Raw genomic sequence first — 20,782 nt, 5'->3', positions numbered from 1 at the left:
CACGTTCTTTTTTTATCCTTGTTTTTCATAACAAAAGCAGGGATTATTATTTAGAGAAGCGAACTATTTTTGATACATAAAAGGAGGAGATCAATTGATGAAGAAATTGATAGCAGCAGAGGATTTAACACAAATCGTGTCTGTTTCTCATCCAGTTTATTCACCAGATGGAAAAAAGGCTGTTTTTACAAAAGTATCGGTGAATGAAAAAAAGGATGATTACAATATTCATTTATGGGTTCGAGATGAAGAGACAGGGGAGCTGTCTCAATGGACATTTGATGATGGAAAGCATCATCAACCAGCATGGTCAAAAGACGGAAAGCAGCTTGCGTTTATTTTGCAGAAGCCAAAGGAAGTCCCTCAGCTCGCACTCATTCAGAGCGATGGCGGCGGAATTCGTACCTTAACGAATATTCCTTACGGCGTCTCTCAACCTGTATTTTCACCGGATGGAGCGTTCATTTATGCAGCGGTCTCATTAAAACAAGAAGAATCTGTTCATGATGAAAAAAAAGAAGAGCGTGATGACTTTGCTCCGGCCGTATATGATGATTTGACTTATAAAGCAGATGGCAGAGGCTTTTTAGACGGGCGTCTGACGCAAATTGTAAAAATCGATGTCCGTTCCGGCGAGGTAGAGATGCTTACGAGTGAGCCGCATCATCATGTGAATCATGTCATCTCTCCTTGCGGGAAGTGGCTTGCGTATATTCAGTCAAATCCTCAGACGTTTTACATAAGTGATATCTGTCTCCTTTCCTTAGAGGACGGTACATCCAAGAAAATCACCCAATCAACAGGCGCTTACACGACTGTATCATTTTCTCCAAATGGAGAAAGCCTTTTGTACATTGGACACGAACGTGAATTTGAAAATGCGACCTTCCTGTCATTGTGGCTGCATGACCTGAAGGAGAAAAAGACCGTTCAATTGTCAGAAATGCTCGATATGTATGTAGGAAACTGTATGGCAGGGGATAGTGCTATGGGTGAGGCCAATCAGCTTCCACAATGGACAAAGGATAGTCAGGGGTTTTATGCGCTTGTTTCTGATCAAGGGAGTACCGGAATTTATTATTTCTCTATTGAAGGCTTAGCCTATCCCGTTCGTTTAGAGGCAGAACATGTGACGAATTTCAGTCTTCATCCAGACGAATCAAAAATGCTGATCAGCCGTCTTTCACCTGTCTCGCCTAGTGAGCTGTATGAGCTGACTTTAGGGGAATCCTCGCTCAAGCAAATCACGTTTGAGCATGATGACTTTCTAAAGGAACATGTCATATCCGAACCTGAACCAATTTCTTTCCAGTCAAAAGAAGGAGACGTTGTACATGGCTGGTTGATGAAGCCTGCTCAGATGGAAGAGGGGAAGACATATCCACTAATCTTAGAAATTCATGGCGGGCCGCATGCGATGTACGGTCATACGTATTTTCATGAATTTCAAATGCTCGCCGCTGAAGGGTATGCGATTGTGTACATCAATCCTCATGGCAGTCATGGGTACGGACAGATGTTTACGGACCGTGTAAGAGGCAGCTATGGTGACGTTGATTATGAGGATGTCATGCTGGCTGTTGATCATGTGCTCGAAGCTTATGACTTCCTTGATGAAACAAGGCTTGGCGTAACAGGCGGCAGCTATGGCGGTTTTATGACCAACTGGATTGTCGGACAGACAGACCGTTTCCGTGCAGCTGTTACACAGCGTTCCATTTCGAACTGGATTAGCTTTTATGGCATCAGTGATATCGGTTATTTCTTTACAAAATGGCAGATTGATGGGGATATTTATGACTCTGTTGATAAGCTATGGGATCGTTCGCCGCTAAAGTATGTAAAACAGGTGAAGACACCGCTTCTCATCCTGCACAGTGATGAAGACTACCGCTGTCCAGTCGATCAAGGAGAACAGCTTTTTGTGGCATTAAAGGAGCTTGGAAAAGACACGAGATTAGTCAAATTCCCGAAGGCTTCTCATGATTTATCGAGAAGCGGCCACCCTGGGCAGCGTATTCAAAGACTGACCTTTATTCAAGAATGGTTTAGAGAGAAGTTATCCTAATTAAAAAACGACCCAGTAAGGGTCGTTTTCATGTCATATATGAATTAGAAAACCTGTTCAACTTCTACAACGCCAGGTACTTCTTCTAATAATGCGCGCTCAATACCGGCTTTCAATGTAATGGTTGAACTTGGGCAGCTGCCGCATGCACCAAGAAGGCGTAATTTCACAATGCCATCTTCAATGTCTACAAGCTCACAGTCTCCACCATCACGTAATAGAAATGGACGAAGTTTGTCCAGTACTTCCTGTACTTGGTCTTTCATTTCGACTTCAGTCATTAGATATAATCGCTCCTTTCACAACATATCACCATTATATTCATCTGGACGATAAAAATCTATTGATTGGTTTCAAAGTTTCCTTCTCATTATAGCACAATCTCATCTTGAAACAAAAAGTGATTTTGACTTTTTTCATACAGAAAATTCAGCTAAAATAAAGAAAGAATGGGGGGCTTGTCAAATGAACAAAACCGTTGACCTTTATGTATATGGAAGAGATGTCCTGTGCGCTAGTTGCGTGAATCTGCCTTCTTCAAAAGATACATTTGAGTGGCTAGATGCAGCATTAAAACGAAAATATCCAAATCAGCCGTTTCGCATCACATATATCGATATTGAGCACCCGCCTGAAAACGAACGCCAAAAAGAATTATCTGAACGAATTCTTGATGATGAATTCTTTTATCCGCTTGTCCTTGTTGAGGATCAAATTGTAGGAGAGGGCAATCCGAAATTAAAAGATATTTATCAAGAAATGGAGAAATACGGGTACGAAGAGAGCAGTGAATGAGCTGTTCTTTTTTTAGAAAAATAAATCGAACAAACGTTCCTTTTCAGGTTGATTTAGAACGTTTGTTCGTATATAATGAGATGAAAGGAGCGTGAGCATCATGAATTATTTACTAAAACAATCTCTTCATCAACAAATACCGATTGATATGATTTATATGAAGAAAAATGGAGAGTGCTCGAAACGAAAAATCATTGTACATCGTCAAACTGAACAGTTCATACAAGCGTATTGTTTATCGAAGAAGACGATCAGAACGTTTCGTAAAGACTGCATCCTTGCGCTTGCTCCTATCAAAGTGAACCATCCATCGGCACATGCCGTTTCATAATAAAAGCTCCTTCATTAGAAGGAGCTTTGAGAAAAAATTCACATCATTTTATCCATTGTGATGCTTGTACATCCAAAGAAGTCCAGATTTTAAGAGTCTTGGAACACGACCAACAAGCGGGCGATCCGCTACTAAGCCAAAGCCGGCTTTTTTCCCTAAAGAGCCGAGTACGCCTTTTAACTTAAACTGCGGGTAAGTCTCAGGAAGCGGCTCGTTCTTCCAGCGTTTCTGTAGAGATTGCACAATTTGCTCTGCCTGTGCCTCGGCAAGCTGTGCACTTGGTGCGTGCGGCAAGCTTGCGCAGTCACCTACGACATAGACATGCTCATCTCCAGGGAGATTGTGATGAGGAGTTAAGACGACACGGCCTTGGGCGTCTTTTTCAACATCCATATCTCGCACGACTTTACTTGGCTGAATTCCTGCTGTCCACACGATGACATCTGCTTCAATGGCATCGTCATGGTTGTACACAACTCCTTCTTCAACCTTCGTAATATTGGCGCAATTAATGATCTTTACATCATTTTCTTCAAACCATTTTTGTACATATAAACTTAATCTTTTTGGGAAACTGGAAAGAATCAGTTCTCCGCGGTCAAAAAGAATGATGTTTAAATCAGAACGGCTTTCACGCAGTTCACTGGCCAGCTCTACCCCGCTAAGTCCAGCACCGACGATACCAACCGTTGCACCTGCACTCAAATTGTTTAATTTGTTATACGTATGTCTTGACTGATCAATGGTTTGAATGCTGTATGTATGTTCTTTCGCACCAGGGACATTGTGATACTTGTCCTCACAGCCGAGTCCGATTACCGTATCATCATATGGAATCGGTTCACGGTCGCTAAATAAGATCTGTTTGTTTTCAATATCAATTTTTTCTACTTCCCCGTATTGAATATCCAGCTTTGGATGCTCTGGAAAAGATACTCGAATGTGATGATCAGAGATCGTTCCAGCAGCAAGTGCATAATATTCTGTTTTTAAACAGTGGTAAGGATTTCGATCAATTAATGTGATAGTAACATCATCAGGTAATTGATTTGGCAATAAGCGGTGGAGAACCCGCATATTCCCGTAACCTCCGCCGATCAAGACTAAATTTTTCATGACGATTCTCCTTTTCCCCCTAGACATTGAAAAACACTTATACTAAAAAACTTTAAGTTAAAATACCAAATAAAATTATATCGAATTTACTGTGAAACCACAATAATTGTTTCAAAATAACCTACATATTCATTACTTAGTCCTAAATAGTAAAACATTTTACGGGGAATAGGCGTAACGATTTATTGAAGCTCATGTTTTGACTAATAGAAGGAATTTCGGTAGGATAGTAAGGCAAATGTGAGGTGAAGCACAGTGTTTCCACTGATCGAATTTTGTGTAAGTAATCTTGCACAAGGGTCTCAAGAAGCAAAAGAGAAACTTGAAAAAGACCCAAACTTAGATGTAATGGAATACGGTTGTTTAAGCTACTGCGGCAAATGTATGGACTCCCCATTTGCCCTTGTGAATGGAGAATTTGTTTCTGGAGAAAATGCAGAGCAGCTAGTCGAGCGTATTTATGCTTTTATAGAGGAAAACGACATGTTTTAAATGCACCACATGGGTCATGAGGTGCATTTTTTTCATATATTCAGTTTCCGTTTTTTAGGGGAAAATGTAGAAAGCGCATCCAATATGTTATGCTAATAAAATATCATCAAAATGAAGCATCACACGAGAGAAAAAGAGACATATGCATAATAAAAGCCCTTTGCCATGGCAGCAAAGAGCTTCTATGTATGAAAAACGGGGGATGATAAGATTGTCTCCTGAATCGACTCCTTTTATACTATAAAGAAACAACATTTTTGGAGGACGCTCATGACATCATTTCAATTCACGAAAATGCACGGACTAGGAAATAATTATATATACGTCAATCAGATGAAGGAACAGCTTCCAGAAGAGCAGCTGTCAGAGATAGCGATCCGCGTTTCTTCTGTTTATACAGGTATCGGTTCAGACGGAATGATCCTCATTTGCCCATCAGATGTTGCGCCTGTGAAGATGCGCATTTTCAACAATGATGGATCAGAGGGGAAAAACTGCGGTAACGGTCTGCGTTGCGTTGCAAAATATGTGTATGAGCATCAAATCGTAACAGACACAACGTTTAAGATTGAGACATTGTCAGGACTCGTTGAGGCGACCGTTCATGTGCAGGATGGTCACGTTCAGTTAGTGACAGTAGATATGGGGAAACCTCGTTTTGAAAAAGAAGCGATGCCGATGCTTGGTGAACCGGCCAGTACAACGATTAATGAACCGCTTGATTTTGGCACGACGACCTTAAATGGAACAGCTGTTTCAATGGGGAATCCCCATATTGTTTTCTATTTAGAAGACATTGAACAGGCGCCCCTCGATTCGCTTGGGCCAATCATTGAAAAGCATGACATGTTTCCAGAAGGCGTCAATGTAGAATTTGTGGAACGTGTCAGTGAAACGGAACTGCATTTCCGCGTGTGGGAAAGAGGATCAGGGATTACGCAAGCGTGCGGAACAGGAGCATGTGCTGCGGCTGTATCAACGATTGTCAATGGACATGCGAAAAAAGAAACGGATATGACCGTTCATCTAGCTGGCGGAGACCTCATCATTCGCTGGAAAGACAATGACCATGTGCAGATGACAGGACCTGCTGAAACAATTTGTGACGGCACATTCTATCTCTAAACCATTTATTTGAGAAAAGGCAACATCACGTTTATAATTGAAAAGAAACATCCAGTCAAAAGGAGGGATGATCGTGAGTACACCAGTAACGATTACAGAAGCTGCTGCATTGCAGATTAAAGATATGATGAAAGAACATGAAGAAGAAAATGCGTTCCTGCGAGTGGGCGTAAAAGGCGGCGGCTGCAGCGGTCTTTCATACGGGATGGGCTTTGACCATGAAGTCTCAGAGAAAGACACGCAGTTCGAACAGCAGGGCATCAAGGTCCTTGTCGACTCCGAAAGCCTTGACATCATGAACGGCACCATCATTGATTTCAAACAATCACTAATGGGCGGCGGTTTCACGATTGACAATCCGAACGCGATTGCGTCATGCGGATGCGGTTCTTCGTTTAGAACAGCTACGAATACCGGTACGCCGGAAGAGTGTTAACAACTGATCATGGATAATAATAAGCCTCCTTGTTCGTTTGTTCTTGTAAACAACACGAATGAGGAGGCTTTTTGTTTGAAGAGGAAAGGTGACCAAAAAAGACACTCATTCCGCATCTCTTTTTATATAGCTTCTTCTATTTTCAATAGTTCTTTATCCAAGACATCCACCAACTCTTGGGTGCTAAACATATAGATCACCACTTCTTTATTGCCATCTTTCACATGGACTTCAATTTCAATTTTAATCTTTGCTGGTTTTTCATGGTACACCACTTCAAAGATGCCCATTCTTTTTGTTTCATTGTTTTTATTCATTTTTTGAACGTTGGTGAGTATCTGTTTGATTTCTTGATCACTCAAACCAGCATCTAAAATCGAAGTAGACACATGTGTTAAAAAAGGTTCTAGCTGATCAACATCCATATTCAATCCGGCAGCGAATTGAGCATAGTGTTTGTTATAGTCTTTTGCAAACACTTCAACTGAACCGCCAATTATCAGTAACAAGCTCAAACTAATCATGAAACGCTTTATCATCTTTCCACCTATCCTTTCCTTCATGACGATCTTCTACTTCCTATATCGGCTGAACCAATCAAACCTTCATTGATTCCATTCCTTCTTAAACAATTTGTAAATCGCTCAATTTTGTTACAGCTTGTCCTCACAACTGGCTATTTCCACTCGAAAAGAGTATCATGAGAACCAAACATAAACTGTCATCAGAAAAGAGGTTGCTGAGGTTTGAGTGAACAAATCAATTGCAGGAACTGTCATGAACTGATTCCGTATCGTTCAAAAACATGTCCATCTTGCGGGATAGACAAGCCGCTTCCGAAAAAGGAACGTGTGAAGGATCGGGTGATTTTGGTTGTGGCAGGAATTGTTGTGGTGTTACTTGCTGCAATGGTACTTGGAATGGCGAATGCCTATATTGGGATTTTTAAATAAACAAAAAAGGAGTTCCGCAGATGGAACTCCTTTTTTTGATCCGTTCTTATTTATTTTCAAATAAGCTTGTGGAATGAAGCGGCTGTACACGAGCTTTCGGGTCCATGTAAGCTTTGGCGTTGTTCACAGCAGTTGGTGCTTCACCAAATCCGCTTGCGATTAATTTGACTTTTCCTTCATACGTACAGATGTCTCCTGCCGCATAGAAGCCTTCGATATTGGTTTCCATTGTGGATTTGACCACGATAGAGTTCTTTTCGATTTCAAGGCCCCATTGTTTGATTGGTCCAAGGGATGAAACAAAACCGAAGTTGACGATCACGTCGTCCACATCTAGTACTTGCTTTTTATCGCCTTTGACTTCTTCAAGCACAATTTGTTCAATGCGGTCTTCCCCAATGAGCTCAGTTGGCACAAATGGTGTCAGCACATTGACTTTCGAGTTGTGCAAGTTTTCTACACTGTGCTCATGTGCACGAAATTTATCACGACGGTGAATAATCGATACTTCTTTTGCGATTGGCTCAAGCATCAGTGCCCAGTCAACCGCAGAGTCTCCACCGCCAAGAACAGCAACACGTCTGCCAGCGAATTGGTTCAAGTCATTGATGAAGTAATGCAGGTTGCTTCCTTCAAATGATTCTGCTGTATCTAGCTCAAGCTTTCTCGGTTGGAATGCACCGTTACCAGCTGTAATGATGATCGTTTTTGAATAATGAACCTCTTGATTCGTAACGAGTTTGAAGATACCGTCTGCTTGTTTTTCAACCGTTTCCACAGCTTGCTCTAAGCAAATGGTTTGATCAAATTTATCCATTTGTTCCTTTAGATTATCAATTAATTCTTGTGCGCGGATTTTTGGGAAACCAGCCACATCATAAATGTATTTTTCAGGGTAAAGAGCGGATAGTTGACCGCCGAGCTGAGGAAGGCTTTCAATGATTTTCACACTTGCCTGTCTCATGCCCCCGTAAAACGCAGTAAACAATCCGACTGGGCCGCCCCCGATAACGGTAATGTCATATACCTTAGAATCTTCTTGCATTCCTTAATCCTCCCAAATGAAAATTGTTATCACTATATCATATCATACCACATATCGTCGTTTGACTTGTTTTGAAAAACTTGTCGTTTTTTGATGCCGATGCTGTGAAAAGGGGAAAAAAGAGAGAAAGACCGTTTATCCTAAGGATTTTCAGTTTAAAGCCTTGAAAAAAGGAACAGAACTCGCTATTATTGTTAAGGGAACTAAATATTAATTTTTTATGAATTTTTGTCGGATACGGTCAAATGCTTTCGTTTTTTGTAGGTGAAAGTTCAGATTTTCACATACTTATTTTTTTGTTTAAATTTCATAAAATGCCGCAAAGCGGTTGAGAATAACGATATGTAATTCTTTATCCGTTTTACAGCAAATTTAAAAAAGGTGGATGTGATTCCAGTGAATAAACCGAAAATCGTTGTATTAGGTGCAGGTTATGGCGGATTAATGACTGTAACAAGATTAACAAAACAGCTTGGCACAAATGATGCGGACATTACTCTTGTGAACAAGCATAATTATCATTACGAAACAACATGGTTACATGAAGCGAGTGCAGGTACTCTTCATCATGACCGTTGTCGTTATCAAATCAAAGATGTGATTAACAGTTCCCGTGTCAACTTTGTACAAGCAACAGTTGAAAGCATTAATAAGGAAGAGAAGAAAGTTGTGACATCAGATGGCGAACTTTCTTATGACTACCTTGTTGTTGCGCTTGGTGCTGTTCCTGAAACATTTGGTATTGCAGGACTGAAAGAATATGCATTCTCAATCTCTAACATCAACTCTGCTCGTCAGCTTCGTGAGCACATTGAACTTCAATTTGCGACATATAATACGGAAGCTGAAAAGCGTCCAGAGCGTCTGACAATCGTTGTCGGCGGTGCAGGCTTCACAGGTATTGAGTTCCTTGGTGAGCTTGGAAACCGTGTACCTGAGCTTTGCAAAGAGTATGATATTGATCAAAAAGACGTGCGTATTATCTGTGTAGAAGCTGCACCAACAGCTCTTCCAGGATTTGATCCTGAATTGATCGACTATGCGATGAACTACCTTCAAGGTAAAGGTGTTGAGTTCAAAATCGGTACAGCGATCAAAGAATGTACGCCTGAAGGCATCATTGTTGGAAAAGACGATGATACAGAAGAAATCAAAGCAGAAACAGTTGTTTGGGCTGCTGGTGTACGTGGTAACCCAATCGTTGAAGAAGCTGGATTTGAAAACATGCGCGGCCGCGTAAAAGTGTCTCCAGATCTTCGTGTACCAGAAAATGAAGATGTATTCATCATCGGTGACTGCTCATTAATCATCAATGAAGAAATTAATCGTCCATACCCACCTACTGCACAAATTGCGATGCAGCAAGGTGAAACAGTAGCGAAAAACCTTGCAGCACTAGTAAAAGGTGGCACGCTTGAAAGCTTTAAGCCAGACATCAAAGGAACAGTTGCTTCTCTTGGTGAACACGACGCTGTAGGTGTTGCGTTTGGTAAAAAACTTCAAGGAACAAAAGCTTCTGCAATGAAAAAAATCATCGACAACCGTTCATTATTCATGGTTGGCGGACCAGGACTTGTTCTGAAAAAAGGAAAATTCAAGTTCTTCTAAACCGATATAGACAAAAACGTGTATCCTTGTGGTACACGTTTTTTAATGTTTGACGGAATATTTTCTCACTTGGTACTGGACAGAAAAATATGTTATGATGAATTATCAGAAAATTTAGATTAAGGAGTGAGCAATATGAATGCACAAACGAAAGAAAAAAAGTCAACTTGTCAGTATTGTTCAGGAAAAGGATACTTTCAGTTATTGCTCGGCGGATCAGAAACATGTGAGGAATGTAAAGGGACAGGAAAGAAGCATTAATCTTACGGCTTTTTCCATTGATTGACTTCATCTCTATTTCCAAGTTAAACTAATGATGGGATATTTGGGGGTGGAGATGAAGTGATCAGTTTACCAGTCGTTATCATTTCAGTTATTTTATTTTTCGTGTTATTCTTCGGCATTGGCTTTTTGCTGAATATGCTGCTGAGAATGTCATGGATTATGGCAATTTTATATCCAATTGTATGCCTTTTCATTATCAATAATCAAAAGATGATTGCTTATGTAAGAGAACCAGGCATTGCTTTTTCCGGGATAGGAGACCGCATCGTTTCTCTTGCTGCGGCAGATATCATTATTTTATTAAGTGGTTTAATTGGTGCCATTGCCTCAGGTTTTGTCATCAATGCTCTTCGTAAAAGAGGCTATCAAATGTTTTAACTCACTTGTCTACACGCAAGTGGGTTTTTTTGTTTCTCCTTTGCATAGTTTCCATTTTGTTTGGAAACAAATAGATGGGTAGAGGAGTGACAAATAGAAATGAAAACATGGATGAAACGATTGTTCATGACAGTTCTGTTTATGCTTGCCTTGATGACAAGCTTTACGGGCATATCTGGCGTAGAACCAAGTGATTTAGCTGCATGGGTGAAAGAGACCGATGCCGGTAAGCACGTATCTTCTTTTTTAAAGCATCCAAAAAGGCAGACGATGGCGGTGAAAAGTGACGATTTGCGTGCTGTTTCTCTCGAAGAAGCATTTAATTGGAACGATTATCCGAAGCAAAAGGTTGTCGCCACAGGTTATACAGCAGGTGTAGAATCAACAGGTAAGACGAAAGAACATCATGCATATGGCATTACATATTCAGGCGTCAAAGTAAAACGTGATTTATATTCAACCGTGGCAGCGGACCCATCTGTCTTTCCGATAGGAACTGTCCTGTTTATCCCCAATTATGGTTATGGTGTAGTCGCAGATACTGGGAAAGCGATTAAAGGTCATAAGCTTGATTTATATTATGAAACGGTTGATGATGTGTATAGAGAATGGGGTAAAAAAGTGCTGGACGTTTATGTGATTAAAAAGGGTGAAGGGACGCTGACAGAAAAAGACTTAAATCAGTTGAATGAAGCGGAATCGATGCAAGTGTTCCGGCAGCAGTTTCAAGCCAATAAAGAATAAAAAAGCTTTGGATCTCAAAAGGTCCAAAGCTTTTTCGTTTCTACATGAAGTAATAATCTAAGATGAGTGTGAGCAAAATTCCTGTTAAGCCGCCGAAGAAGACTTCAATCGGCTTATGCCCAAGAAGCTCTTTCAATTTCTTTTGCTTCTCTTTTTCTTCCGCACTTGGGAAGTTCTTTGCCTCGGCAACAAACCGGTTAAAATCTGTGACCAGTTTGTTTAGGACAGTTGCCTGTTCTCCCGCCTGTCTGCGAACACCTGTCGCATCAAACATCGTAATAATGGCAAAGATGGCGGAAATGGCAAAAATAGATGTTCCTAGCCCGTGCTCTAAAGCAACTGCTGTTGAGAGTGCTGTTACTGCTGCGGAGTGTGAACTTGGCATTCCGCCTGTGCTTGTAATGAGCGACCAATCTAGTCGTCTAGAAATGATAAATTGAATCGGTACTTTTACAAATTGTGCAAAAAAGATGGCTGCAAGGCTGGCAAGCAGCGGAAAATTCGTCAGTACGCTCATGAACAAGAAACATCCTCTCTTTAAGAAAAAATAACGTGCGAAATGATAAAGTATTTACCCTAGTAAGATAAAAAAATGATGGCAGTAAGAACTGTTGCCAAGTCCATGTTCATTATAACATTAAAGAAAGTAGATGTGGAACGAGGAGACCATGGACAGGTTGCTATTGATCGCTGCCGCTTTTTCATGATGCCCTTCCGCGTGCCAAAATATAAATGTTCTTCAAGGGAAGACAGGCTGGCAATGATCGTATCAGCACATAAATTTTGATATAATAGAAGTTCCAATGTGAAATATGGAGTTCATTGAAGGAGCGTGTGATAAATATGTTTTTCTCGACAAATGAGTTGCAACATAAAGATACACTGGCCATCGGACTTTTTCAAAAGAGCCAATTATCAGGAAAAGCAAAAGAAATGGATGAGTTACATGGAGGAAGAATCACTGAATTATTAAAAGAAGGCGATATTTCGTCCAAGCGAAATCAGCTTTCGAAATTTTTCCCATCCCCTGAAACCGGCATTAAACGCATTTATTTTGTCGGGCTTGGGAAGGAGTCAGATTACACGTTTGAAGAGGCAAAGGAAGTGTTTGCGCATTTATTTAAAAAGCTTCATCAAGATAAAAAGCAAGCAGTTTCGGTTTTGCTTGATACATTCACAGGAAAGGATCTGCCTGTTCAAGATGCAGCCCATGCCCTTTCTGAAAGCTGCCTTTTAGCTACATATGAATTACAAGATTTTAAACATAAAACGAATGAACCGGATCGCTTTATCGAATTTGTTTATGCAACGACGGATCATGATGCTGCCGAAATTCAGGCAAGTTTGAAAGTGGGCGAAGTCTACGGACAATCGGTCAATTCGGCTCGTACACTTGTGAATATGCCGCCGAACATGCTCACGTCCTCTGATCTTGCATCCTATGCGGCAGAGCTTGCTTATAAATATGAATTCGAGATTGAAATTTTAGATAAAGAACAAATGGAAGAGCTCGGAATGGGCGGTATTCTAGCCGTTAATAGAGGCTCAACAGAACCACCGAAGCTGATTGTATTGAAATATCAAGGCAAGGAAGAATGGACAGACGTCATCGGTCTTGTCGGTAAAGGCATTACGTATGATACAGGTGGGTATTCCTTAAAGCCAAGAGCAAGTATGGTAGGGATGAAAACAGATATGGGTGGCTCAGCCTCTGTTTTAGGCGCAATGGAAATCATTGGTGAACTTCGTCCAGAGCAGAATGTCATTGCAGTCATCGCCTCAACAGATAATATGGTCTCAGCAGATGCGATGAAGCCAGATGACGTCATTGTCTCACTAAGCGGCAAAACAATCGAAGTGCTTAACACGGATGCAGAAGGTCGGCTTGTTTTAGCAGATGGTGTGACCTATGCGAAGCAGCATGGAGCCTCTGTGCTTGTGGATGTTGCGACATTAACAGGCGGTGTCATTGTGGCACTTGGGAATGAGACAACAGGCGTGATGACAAATAACGATGAACTGTATGCCCAGTTTAAAGAGGCATCAGAAGAATGCGGGGAAATGATTTGGCAGCTGCCAATCACCGAAAAAGATAAAAAACGAGTAAGAAACAGCAAAATGGCTGATCTGAATAACTCACCCGGCCGTGATGGCCATGCGATCATGGCAGGTGCATTTATCGGAGAATTCGCTGAAGACACCCCTTGGGTGCACTTAGATATTGCAGGAACAGCCACGACAGAAAAGCCTTCATGCTTTGGGCCAACAGGAGCAACAGGCGTGATGGTCAGATCATTAGCAACATTTGTGGAACGATTTGAACCGAAGAAATAAAGACAGAAGCTCTGCCAATTGGCAGAGCTTTTTATGTAGGACATACGCCATTTGACGAAGTAAATTTTCTATGGTAACATACGTTGGTACTTTAATTATCTACTACATTAGTAAACTAAAGGATTTCGGAGGTTTCACCATGAATGCAGTTGTTTTAGCGGTTGTTTTAATGTTGATATTAAGCTTGCTGCGGGTCAATGTCGTGATTGCGTTGGCACTTGGCGCTTTAGCGGGCGGACTTGCAGGTGGATTAGGTCTAGGGGGAACAGTTCAAGCGTTCACTGACGGTCTTGGCGGAAATGCGACAGTGGCGATTAGTTACGCACTATTAGGTGCATTCGCAGCCGCACTGACGAAAACGGGTCTGCCTGATGCCATGGTCGAAGGAGCTGTGAAGCTTCTTGGAAAAGAAGGCGATTCAAGAAGAAAAACATTATCAAAAGTGCTCATTATTCTGGTCATTTTGATTGTATCTTGTTTTTCTCAAAACGTTGTTCCTGTTCATATTGCCTTTATTCCGGTCTTAATCCCGCCATTATTAAAGGTGTTTAACGAACTTCAAATTGACCGCAGACTGCTAGCATGTGTGATGACTTTCGGACTTACTGCACCATATATTTTACTTCCGGTCGGTTTTGGACAGATTTTTCACGGAATGCTTCGTGACAACATGAAAGATGCAGGTTTAACAGTGAATTTAGCAGACATTCCGTATGCGATGCTGATTCCTGTAGGCGGCATGGTTGTTGGCTTGATCGTTTCACTCTTTGTCTATCGTAAGCCAAAAACATATGAGAATCGTGACATTACGGATGTAGAAAAATCAGCATATACAAAAAAGAGCTTATTCTTTGCTGGACTTGCGATCCTTGTATCACTTATTGTTCAGTTATATCTCTCTCAAAGCCTTGGAGTCGAAGGGATGATCTTCGGTGCGCTTGCAGGCTTGCTTGTCTTGTTTGTAACTGGAATGATGAAACGTGATGAAGCAGATGCGCTGATTACATCTGGCATGAACATGATGGCATTTATCGGATTTGTCATGCTTGTTGCAGCTGGATTTGCCAATGTTTTAACGAAAACAGGAGATATTGAATCTCTCGTCAAGGCGTCTTCTCAATTTATCGGAAATAGCCAAAGCTTAGCGGCTATTTTAATGCTACTGGTGGGTCTGCTAGTGACAATGGGCATTGGCTCATCATTTGCAACGATTCCGATTATTACGACGATCTTTGTCCCGCTTTGTTTACACTTAGGATTCAGCCCGATGGCGACTATTGCGATTATTGGTTCAGCTGCGGCGGTAGGAGATGCAGGTTCACCTGCAAGCGACAGTACACTTGGACCAACATCTGGACTGAATATGGATGGACAGCATCACCACATTTGGGGTACATGTGTCCCAACATTCGCCTTTTATAATATCCCGCTCGTCTTGTTCGGCTGGCTTGCGGCAATCATGCTATAAATGTAAAAAGGTTCCTTACTCATAGAGTAGAGGAACCTTTTTTGATATTAGGAAGCTGTTTGTTCTTTTCGAAAGGATGTGGCTTTTGAAACTGATCGATAAATTTTAGGTGCCAGCATCGCAAGGAGGATGGTCAGCGCGTAGTCTTTTACCATAAACCACATCATGAAGAACCATGTGGTTTGATAAGAGATTGGTGCGTTCAGCCATACATTTAATGCGATGTATGTATAAGTTGTCCCGATCACATACATCACAGTCGTTCCTGCAATGGCTGCAAATAAAAAGCGGCCAAAACCAGGGTTTTGTCTTTTTTCAAGAATGAATCCGGCAAGCCATGCAGCAGGAATGTATGATAACACAAAGCCACCGCTTTTTCCTAAAATAACGCCGAGACCCGCCGAGAACTGTGCGAATACAGGTGCACCAGCGATCCCAACAAGAGCATAGACAATCATGGCCAATGCGCCAAGTCGTCTGCCCAGCAAAAGACCAGCAAGCACACAAAAAAACGGCTGCATCGTAAGTGGGATTCCACCGACCTGTAAAAATGGCACAATGGATGTGATATTGGCTCCGATAGCCATGAGCGCAGCAAACATCCCGACGAGCACAAAGTCAGCTGTTCTTGTCTTCTTTTGCATGATATTTCCCCCTGTCTTATCTGTACAAATAGATTAAGGGGAAGAGGTTCTTTTGTCAACTCATTTTTATTTTAGGTTAACAATAAAACCCGCCCCTGAAAAGGGCGGGCTAGATATTAAGCTTCGGTCATGGAAGAGGTTTCAAGGGCTTTACTAACAGGCACATAATCATAGCCGAGATCACGAGCGACAGCTTCATAGGTGATATGTCCGTTCATCACATTGACGCCTTCAGCAATCGCCTTGTTTTCTTTGATCGCTTTTGCAGCGCCTTTATTTGCAATCTGCAGTGCGTATGGGACCGTGACATTTGTTAAAGCAACTGTCGATGTTCTCGGAACCGCTCCTGGCATATTGGCAACAGCATAATGTAAAATGCCGTGCTTTTCATAAGTAGGCTGATCATGTGTTGTGATATGATCGATTGTTTCCACAATCCCGCCTTGGTCAATGGCTACATCGACAATGACAGAACCAGGCTTCATTTGTTTCACCATTTCTTCTGTGACAAGGGTTGGAGCTTTAGCACCTGGGATGAGAACTGCACAAATGAGCAGGTCTGCCTCGCTCACTGAATCTGCAATGTTAACAGGATTAGACATTAACGTTTTCATTTGATGACCAAACTGATCGTCCAGCTGACGTAATCGTTCCGCATTTACATCAATAAGGGTGACATCTGCACCAAGTCCGATCGCCATTTTCGCTGCATTTGTTCCAACGACACCGCCGCCAATAATGGTGACTTTCCCTCTCGATACTCCTGGCACGCCGGCGAGCAAAATGCCTTTTCCGCCTTTTGGCTTTTCTAAAAATTGAGCACCAATCTGAGCAGCCATTCTACCTGCTACTTCAGACATTGGCGTTAATAGAGGGAGTGATTTTCCGTCCGTTACCGTTTCATAAGCAATGGCTGTTACACCTTTTTGTTTTAATGCTTCAGCCAAGGAGGGCTCTGCTGCAAGGTGCAAGTACGTAAATAAGATCAGACCTTCTCTGAAATAAGCATATTCTTCAGGTAATGGTTCTTTTACCTTCATAATCATATCAGAAGATGCCCACACATCTTTCGCTTGATCAAGAATCTCTGCACCAACAGATACATAATCGTCATCAGTGAAACCGCTTCCAAAACCAGCGTTCGTTTCAATTGAAATCTGGTGTCCAGCTGAAAGCAATTGAGATGCTGCTCCTGGTGTTAATGCGACCCGGTTTTCATTGTTCTTAATCTCTTTCGGAATGCCGATGATCATATCAATTCCTCCTATGCTTATCTATTGATATTGTATGTCTAGTGTATCCTGAAAGTTTAGAAAATTCTTCGGTTGAATGAAAAAATTAAAAAACGCCTCTTTGTGAAATTTCACAAAGGGACGTTTTTTAGCTTCATATCAAGATAAATGGTCATTTTCTCATTCATGTTTTTTAAATCAATTTCTGCAATGTCCGTAATCCGCTTCAGTCTGTAATTCAATGTGTTGATATGAATATTTAACTGCTTTGCGGCGATATTGGCGTTGCTGTCACAATCAATAAACCGTTCAAGGGTCTCGACGAGGTTGGAATGATGCCTGAGATCGTAATCCTCAAGCTTTGATAAAGAGTAACTGGAATAAGACGATCCCTTTCGTTTTTCAGCAAGCACATCTAAGTATTGATAAATACCCAGTTCAGAAAAGCTGTTTAATTGTTCTGTTTCCACAGGAAAGCGTTCTTTTGTTTTTAAGACGGCCAGTGCTTCTTTATAGGATGGCTGAATATGAGTAATGTGATCGTAAATTCCACCAATGGCCGCTTGAACGTCATGGAGCTGATACCGATCAGACAACTGCTTTAGCATGCCGCTTGTGAATTGTTTAATATCTTGAAGCGGATGTTCTGTTTTTGGCGAGACAAGAATAATGAATTCGTTAAAATCAACAGTCGTTAACAGCACCTGCACTTGCTGCGTTGTTTCAAGCAGATAGGAGAGCTTCTTTTCCGTATCTTCTGTGAGTTCATCACGAAGGCGAAAAATAATAATGGCATACGTGTCTGGACACCTCATCCCAAGCCTCAAGAAGAGATCAAGCATCTCATCCTTTTCATGAATATGTCCTGTGAGCATCTTCCAAAATAGCTCCTGATTGCGTTCTTCTGTTTTCGTTTTTCGAATTTGTAAATTGAGTAATTTGTTTTTCACGGCATGTGCTGCCATCTTGAGAAGGTCCATTTCTTCATCTGAAAAAGGCTGCGTGGATTCAATTGCCCAGATAAAGCCGAGCACCTCTTTGTCTTTCCATATGGAAATGGCAACCCTGCTGGATAGACCGACTTCTGCAATTTGAGGTACGCGAAGCGGTTCATCTGTTTTAAGGAGTGTAGGAATGATACCGTCTTTCCAAAGCCGATTAATGACTTTTTCCGGTACACGGCGGGAGATAATGGTTGAAGTTCTGGCGGGATCAGTGAAATCATTATGTGTGCTATAGGCTAATAATCGATGATGAGTATCTTCTATAGTAATAGGGCAATTGAGCACATCACTAATTTGGTCTGCCACATCCTCTAAACGATCAAGGCTATACTTAAATGGATCTGTCTTTTTTGTCATAAAAAACCCCTGCTTTTTCGAATATTTCACGTACTTACATTATGAAGAGAATCAGGTACGTAAATCAACAAAAAAATGCCATAATCATTAAAAAAACAAAAAGCTTGAAAAATGAGCACATTGGTCATGCGTTGATCACAAAAAGAAATAGTACAATAATAATGTAGTAAAAAATCAATAGGCGGAAAGATTCATGGAAGTGCACGCCCTTTTATTAAGAATATATGACCAAAAAACTGTTAAATACTAGATAAAGAGCGAAAAAACAGTAATTCCATAGACTCATTTTGTAAAATAAAAACAGATTTGTTTGACTGTGTATCATTTCTGTTTTTATAATAATAACGTCAAAAAATAAGTGGATTAGCCCATTATATGGCGGCTATGCACGGGAGGTAATGAGGAATATGTCAGGAATTATTCGCGTAACCCCAGAAGAACTAAGAGCGACCGCTAAGCAATATGGTGTTGAAAGTCAAGAAGTGTTAAACCAAGTTGATCGTCTAAATAGAATGATCTCTGACCTAAAAGGAATGTGGGAAGGTGCTTCTAGTGAAGCATTCGCTGATCAATACGAACAGCTTAAACCTTCATTCATCAAAATGTCTGATCTATTAACAGATGTCAGCAATCAGCTTGATCAAACTGCAAATACACTTGAAAGCACTGACCAAGACATCGCTAGCCAAATCCGCGGCTAATCAAAGGGATTTCCTTTCTAAGTGTGAAAAGCAGAAAAAGCGCCGAGTCTGTCAGTTGATGCCGGCGCTCTTTCTATTTTGTGAGGTGGAAATTTGTGTATATCGATATTACCATCGACTTAAAAAACTATGATGGCAGTGTGTTTGATTTGAGACTATCAAATTATTTACATATTAAACAAGTCATCCATATCGCCTGGCAGGCAAAACAAATCTCACTACCTAAACGAGATGGCGGATGGGTGCGTGTAGTCAATAAGAAAGCTGTGTTTTCAGGCGAATATAAGCTGTCAGACTGTGGAATCACCACAGGAGACAGGCTGGAAATACTATGAAAGGACTTTTGTAAATGGCAGATAAAAAGAGTTCCTATTTAGAAGAACAATTAGAAGCAGTCATGAAAAAAGAGGAAGGCACGTACACCTTCATTTTTCAAAGAGAGACAATTAAACTCTTAGACGGTTTAGAAGCGGCACCGATTAAAGACATCAATCCTTCATTTAAAAAAGAGATCCAATTAACCGAAGGTGAGGTCATCATTTCGATTCAACCGCCTCCTGCCTATCAGGAATTTCGTTTCATCCATGCAAAGGATGAAAAAAGCAAATGGATTTTTTCATACCAGCTTGTCGATGCAGTGTGCAAACACGACGTGAAGCGGCTGCATCCTATTGTTTCTCCTGAAAACATTGTTTTTCATCAAGGCTTAGCGCCTGCATTTTTGCATTACGGGGTCAAAGAAAGCATCCCGCCATATGAAACCGACCAACATCGTCTGTTAAAAGAGGTCAAAGCCGTCATTCTTCGAGTGGTGGACCATGAATATCAGTTTCAAGAATATTTGGCTTATCATGATACGTTGAAATTATCTGAGCTGGCAAAGGAAATAAGTGATACACAGTCACTGGAAGAATTGTCTGCTTTGATTCAACAAAAAATAGAAGCCATCGAAGCAAAAGAAAAGACGCTCTTAACCATTCCAAAAAAGAAATGGAAGATCGAACGATACATTGGACTTGGTCTCCTTGTTCTTTTGATTCCTGCATTGGTGTATACCGTTTACACGTTCTTTTTCGCCATGCCGAAACAAGAAGCGTATGTGGAAGCGAACAAGTATTATCTCAACAAACAGTACAGCCAAGTGGTGGATACGCTCGAAAAATACAAAGCCGATCAAATGCCAGTCTCTCTTCAATATGAACTGGCCATTTCGTATGTGCAAACGAATCAAGGGAATCTATTGCTTGACCAGCACAAAAAAGAAATCACGGATACGTACACATTGCAGACAGACCCGCAATACTTCCTGTTCTGGATTCATATTGGACAAGGCAATAGCAAGGAAGCTCTGGATATTGCAAGGGTGCTCGGGGACGACCGATACATATTCACAGCACTCGTCGCCTACCGCAATGAAATTCAAAATGACGACAGCCTATCTGCTGAAGAAAAACAAAAACAGCTAGATCCAATCATTAAGGAAATGGCGAAGTATGAAGAAAAAGAAACAACGGAGACGAGCACCAATGACTCCTCAGATGCAAGCCAAACAGATGAAACAGCTGAACAAAAAGAGCAGTCAAAAGCCGATCAGGAGAAAAAAGAGAAAGAATCTGATGCAAAAAAGAAAACCTCTCAGACGAAAAAAGATGAGAAAAAATAATTC

The 20,782-nt window shown here is 41.2% G+C and carries 23 protein-coding genes and 1 pseudogene; 16 read left to right on the top strand and 8 right to left on the bottom strand.

Annotation, left to right across the window (positions count from 1 at the left end):
- Positions 1 to 97: 97 nt before the first annotated feature.
- The gene (locus NSQ70_RS14795; RefSeq protein WP_342467572.1) at positions 98 to 2,068 is read left to right on the top strand and encodes a S9 family peptidase; all 1,971 of its coding nucleotides are present in this window, start codon (positions 98 to 100) and stop codon (positions 2,066 to 2,068) included.
- A gap of 44 nt (positions 2,069 to 2,112) precedes the next feature.
- On the opposite strand, the pseudogene NSQ70_RS14790 reads toward NSQ70_RS14795, so the two are convergent.
- Positions 2,113 to 2,412: pseudogene (locus NSQ70_RS14790) on the bottom strand (NifU family protein).
- Positions 2,413 to 2,533: 121 nt separating this feature from the next.
- On the opposite strand from NSQ70_RS14790, the gene NSQ70_RS14785 reads away from it, so the two are divergent.
- Both NSQ70_RS14785 and NSQ70_RS14780 read left to right on the top strand, forming a co-directional pair.
- The gene (locus NSQ70_RS14785; RefSeq protein ID WP_008346819.1) at positions 2,534 to 2,863 is read left to right on the top strand and encodes a YuzD family protein; all 330 of its coding nucleotides are present in this window, start codon (positions 2,534 to 2,536) and stop codon (positions 2,861 to 2,863) included.
- 100 nt (positions 2,864 to 2,963) lie between these two features.
- Entirely contained in the window at positions 2,964 to 3,194 is a 231-nt protein-coding gene (locus NSQ70_RS14780) for a hypothetical protein (protein WP_008346816.1), read from the top strand.
- A gap of 48 nt (positions 3,195 to 3,242) precedes the next feature.
- Here NSQ70_RS14780 and NSQ70_RS14775 read toward each other — a convergent pair whose 3' ends face one another.
- Complete coding sequence (locus NSQ70_RS14775; protein ID WP_047945358.1) at positions 3,243 to 4,310, bottom strand: NAD(P)/FAD-dependent oxidoreductase; 1,068 nt, start codon at positions 4,308 to 4,310, stop codon at positions 3,243 to 3,245.
- Positions 4,311 to 4,565: 255 nt separating this feature from the next.
- Between NSQ70_RS14775 and NSQ70_RS14770 the strand changes: the two genes are divergently transcribed.
- The 3 genes from NSQ70_RS14770 (at position 4,566) to erpA (ending at position 6,363) form a co-directional block, all read left to right on the top strand.
- A complete protein-coding gene (locus tag NSQ70_RS14770; RefSeq protein WP_008346813.1) occupies positions 4,566 to 4,802 on the top strand; it encodes a YuzB family protein in 237 nt (78 codons plus the stop codon).
- A 270-nt stretch (positions 4,803 to 5,072) separates the two neighbouring features.
- Complete coding sequence (gene dapF / locus NSQ70_RS14765; RefSeq protein ID WP_342502233.1) at positions 5,073 to 5,927, top strand: diaminopimelate epimerase; 855 nt, start codon at positions 5,073 to 5,075, stop codon at positions 5,925 to 5,927.
- Positions 5,928 to 6,000: 73 nt separating this feature from the next.
- Positions 6,001 to 6,363, top strand: a complete 363-nt coding sequence (gene erpA / locus NSQ70_RS14760; protein WP_017358921.1) for an iron-sulfur cluster insertion protein ErpA — start codon at positions 6,001 to 6,003, stop codon at positions 6,361 to 6,363.
- Positions 6,364 to 6,485: 122 nt separating this feature from the next.
- Here erpA and NSQ70_RS14755 read toward each other — a convergent pair whose 3' ends face one another.
- Positions 6,486 to 6,902, bottom strand: coding sequence for a hypothetical protein (locus tag NSQ70_RS14755; protein WP_285528244.1), 417 nt, complete (start codon positions 6,900 to 6,902; stop codon positions 6,486 to 6,488).
- 207 nt (positions 6,903 to 7,109) lie between these two features.
- Here NSQ70_RS14755 and NSQ70_RS14750 point away from each other — a divergent pair, with 207 nt between their 5' ends.
- A complete protein-coding gene (locus NSQ70_RS14750) occupies positions 7,110 to 7,316 on the top strand; it encodes a hypothetical protein (RefSeq protein ID WP_008346803.1) in 207 nt (68 codons plus the stop codon).
- Positions 7,317 to 7,362: 46 nt separating this feature from the next.
- Here NSQ70_RS14750 and yumC read toward each other — a convergent pair whose 3' ends face one another.
- Entirely contained in the window at positions 7,363 to 8,361 is a 999-nt protein-coding gene (gene yumC, locus NSQ70_RS14745) for a ferredoxin--NADP reductase 2 (RefSeq protein ID WP_035389290.1), read from the bottom strand.
- A 390-nt stretch (positions 8,362 to 8,751) separates the two neighbouring features.
- Between yumC and NSQ70_RS14740 the strand changes: the two genes are divergently transcribed.
- From NSQ70_RS14740 to NSQ70_RS14725, 4 genes are all read left to right on the top strand, one after another.
- Positions 8,752 to 9,969 (top strand): NAD(P)/FAD-dependent oxidoreductase, encoded by a 1,218-nt coding sequence (locus tag NSQ70_RS14740; protein ID WP_160758061.1) that lies wholly within the window; start codon positions 8,752 to 8,754, stop codon positions 9,967 to 9,969.
- Positions 9,970 to 10,104: 135 nt separating this feature from the next.
- Positions 10,105 to 10,230 carry a YuiA family protein gene (locus NSQ70_RS14735; protein ID WP_008346797.1) on the top strand — a complete coding sequence of 42 codons (126 nt, stop codon included), beginning with the start codon at positions 10,105 to 10,107 and terminating at the stop codon, positions 10,228 to 10,230.
- An 81-nt stretch (positions 10,231 to 10,311) separates the two neighbouring features.
- Entirely contained in the window at positions 10,312 to 10,632 is a 321-nt protein-coding gene (locus NSQ70_RS14730; RefSeq protein WP_003212933.1) for a YuiB family protein, read from the top strand.
- Between the two features lie 99 nt (positions 10,633 to 10,731).
- Positions 10,732 to 11,376 carry a 3D domain-containing protein gene (locus NSQ70_RS14725; protein ID WP_024719745.1) on the top strand — a complete coding sequence of 215 codons (645 nt, stop codon included), beginning with the start codon at positions 10,732 to 10,734 and terminating at the stop codon, positions 11,374 to 11,376.
- A gap of 40 nt (positions 11,377 to 11,416) precedes the next feature.
- Here NSQ70_RS14725 and NSQ70_RS14720 read toward each other — a convergent pair whose 3' ends face one another.
- Positions 11,417 to 11,893, bottom strand: a complete 477-nt coding sequence (locus NSQ70_RS14720; protein WP_024719744.1) for a divergent PAP2 family protein — start codon at positions 11,891 to 11,893, stop codon at positions 11,417 to 11,419.
- A 326-nt stretch (positions 11,894 to 12,219) separates the two neighbouring features.
- On the opposite strand from NSQ70_RS14720, the gene NSQ70_RS14715 reads away from it, so the two are divergent.
- Both NSQ70_RS14715 and NSQ70_RS14710 read left to right on the top strand, forming a co-directional pair.
- A complete protein-coding gene (locus NSQ70_RS14715; protein WP_008346787.1) occupies positions 12,220 to 13,710 on the top strand; it encodes a leucyl aminopeptidase in 1,491 nt (496 codons plus the stop codon).
- Positions 13,711 to 13,849: 139 nt separating this feature from the next.
- Positions 13,850 to 15,178, top strand: a complete 1,329-nt coding sequence (locus NSQ70_RS14710) for a Na+/H+ antiporter family protein (protein WP_024719743.1) — start codon at positions 13,850 to 13,852, stop codon at positions 15,176 to 15,178.
- A 47-nt stretch (positions 15,179 to 15,225) separates the two neighbouring features.
- Here the strand turns inward: NSQ70_RS14710 and NSQ70_RS14705 are convergent, their stop codons facing one another.
- The 3 genes from NSQ70_RS14705 to NSQ70_RS14695 all read right to left on the bottom strand — a co-directional run bounded on the left by NSQ70_RS14705 (position 15,226) and on the right by NSQ70_RS14695 (position 18,415).
- Entirely contained in the window at positions 15,226 to 15,822 is a 597-nt protein-coding gene (locus tag NSQ70_RS14705; protein WP_041091835.1) for a biotin transporter BioY, read from the bottom strand.
- A 116-nt stretch (positions 15,823 to 15,938) separates the two neighbouring features.
- Positions 15,939 to 17,075: an alanine dehydrogenase gene (ald, locus tag NSQ70_RS14700; RefSeq protein WP_342467570.1), complete on the bottom strand. Its 1,137-nt coding sequence runs from the start codon at positions 17,073 to 17,075 to the stop codon at positions 15,939 to 15,941.
- 110 nt (positions 17,076 to 17,185) lie between these two features.
- On the bottom strand, positions 17,186 to 18,415 hold the full coding sequence (locus NSQ70_RS14695) for a PucR family transcriptional regulator (RefSeq protein ID WP_008345900.1): 1,230 nt from the start codon (positions 18,413 to 18,415) through the stop codon (positions 17,186 to 17,188).
- Positions 18,416 to 18,822: 407 nt separating this feature from the next.
- Here NSQ70_RS14695 and NSQ70_RS14690 point away from each other — a divergent pair, with 407 nt between their 5' ends.
- The 3 genes from NSQ70_RS14690 (at position 18,823) to essB (ending at position 20,779) form a co-directional block, all read left to right on the top strand.
- The gene (locus NSQ70_RS14690; RefSeq protein WP_003213769.1) at positions 18,823 to 19,116 is read left to right on the top strand and encodes a WXG100 family type VII secretion target; all 294 of its coding nucleotides are present in this window, start codon (positions 18,823 to 18,825) and stop codon (positions 19,114 to 19,116) included.
- Between the two features lie 95 nt (positions 19,117 to 19,211).
- The gene (locus tag NSQ70_RS14685; RefSeq protein WP_008345897.1) at positions 19,212 to 19,451 is read left to right on the top strand and encodes an EsaB/YukD family protein; all 240 of its coding nucleotides are present in this window, start codon (positions 19,212 to 19,214) and stop codon (positions 19,449 to 19,451) included.
- A gap of 14 nt (positions 19,452 to 19,465) precedes the next feature.
- Positions 19,466 to 20,779: a type VII secretion protein EssB gene (gene essB, locus NSQ70_RS14680; protein WP_061420092.1), complete on the top strand. Its 1,314-nt coding sequence runs from the start codon at positions 19,466 to 19,468 to the stop codon at positions 20,777 to 20,779.
- Positions 20,780 to 20,782 lie beyond the last annotated feature (3 nt).

Source organism: Bacillus sp. FSL R5-0397, assembly GCF_038593395.1.
GTDB classification, from domain to species: domain Bacteria; phylum Bacillota; class Bacilli; order Bacillales; family Bacillaceae; genus Bacillus; species Bacillus altitudinis.
This window is presented reverse-complemented; position numbering and strand designations above follow the sequence as displayed.

Excerpts from the sequence above, each read along its gene's own strand:
- NSQ70_RS14735 (WP_008346797.1), top strand. The coding sequence starts at position 10,105 with ATGAATGCACAAACGAAAGAAAAAAAGTCAACTTGTCAGTATTGTTCA.
- NSQ70_RS14695 (WP_008345900.1), bottom strand. The coding sequence starts at position 18,415 with ATGACAAAAAAGACAGATCCATTTAAGTATAGCCTTGATCGTTTAGAG.
- yumC (WP_035389290.1), bottom strand. The coding sequence starts at position 8,361 with ATGCAAGAAGATTCTAAGGTATATGACATTACCGTTATCGGGGGCGGC.
- NSQ70_RS14690 (WP_003213769.1), top strand. The coding sequence starts at position 18,823 with ATGTCAGGAATTATTCGCGTAACCCCAGAAGAACTAAGAGCGACCGCT.
- NSQ70_RS14795 (WP_342467572.1), top strand. The coding sequence starts at position 98 with ATGAAGAAATTGATAGCAGCAGAGGATTTAACACAAATCGTGTCTGTT.
- NSQ70_RS14720 (WP_024719744.1), bottom strand. The coding sequence starts at position 11,893 with ATGAGCGTACTGACGAATTTTCCGCTGCTTGCCAGCCTTGCAGCCATC.
- NSQ70_RS14785 (WP_008346819.1), top strand. The coding sequence starts at position 2,534 with ATGAACAAAACCGTTGACCTTTATGTATATGGAAGAGATGTCCTGTGC.
- NSQ70_RS14755 (WP_285528244.1), bottom strand. The coding sequence starts at position 6,902 with ATGATAAAGCGTTTCATGATTAGTTTGAGCTTGTTACTGATAATTGGC.
- NSQ70_RS14710 (WP_024719743.1), top strand. The coding sequence starts at position 13,850 with ATGAATGCAGTTGTTTTAGCGGTTGTTTTAATGTTGATATTAAGCTTG.
- dapF (WP_342502233.1), top strand. The coding sequence starts at position 5,073 with ATGACATCATTTCAATTCACGAAAATGCACGGACTAGGAAATAATTAT.
- NSQ70_RS14715 (WP_008346787.1), top strand. The coding sequence starts at position 12,220 with ATGTTTTTCTCGACAAATGAGTTGCAACATAAAGATACACTGGCCATC.
- NSQ70_RS14775 (WP_047945358.1), bottom strand. The coding sequence starts at position 4,310 with ATGAAAAATTTAGTCTTGATCGGCGGAGGTTACGGGAATATGCGGGTT.
- essB (WP_061420092.1), top strand. The coding sequence starts at position 19,466 with ATGGCAGATAAAAAGAGTTCCTATTTAGAAGAACAATTAGAAGCAGTC.
- ald (WP_342467570.1), bottom strand. The coding sequence starts at position 17,075 with ATGATCATCGGCATTCCGAAAGAGATTAAGAACAATGAAAACCGGGTC.
- NSQ70_RS14725 (WP_024719745.1), top strand. The coding sequence starts at position 10,732 with ATGAAAACATGGATGAAACGATTGTTCATGACAGTTCTGTTTATGCTT.
- NSQ70_RS14705 (WP_041091835.1), bottom strand. The coding sequence starts at position 15,822 with ATGCAAAAGAAGACAAGAACAGCTGACTTTGTGCTCGTCGGGATGTTT.
- NSQ70_RS14780 (WP_008346816.1), top strand. The coding sequence starts at position 2,964 with ATGAATTATTTACTAAAACAATCTCTTCATCAACAAATACCGATTGAT.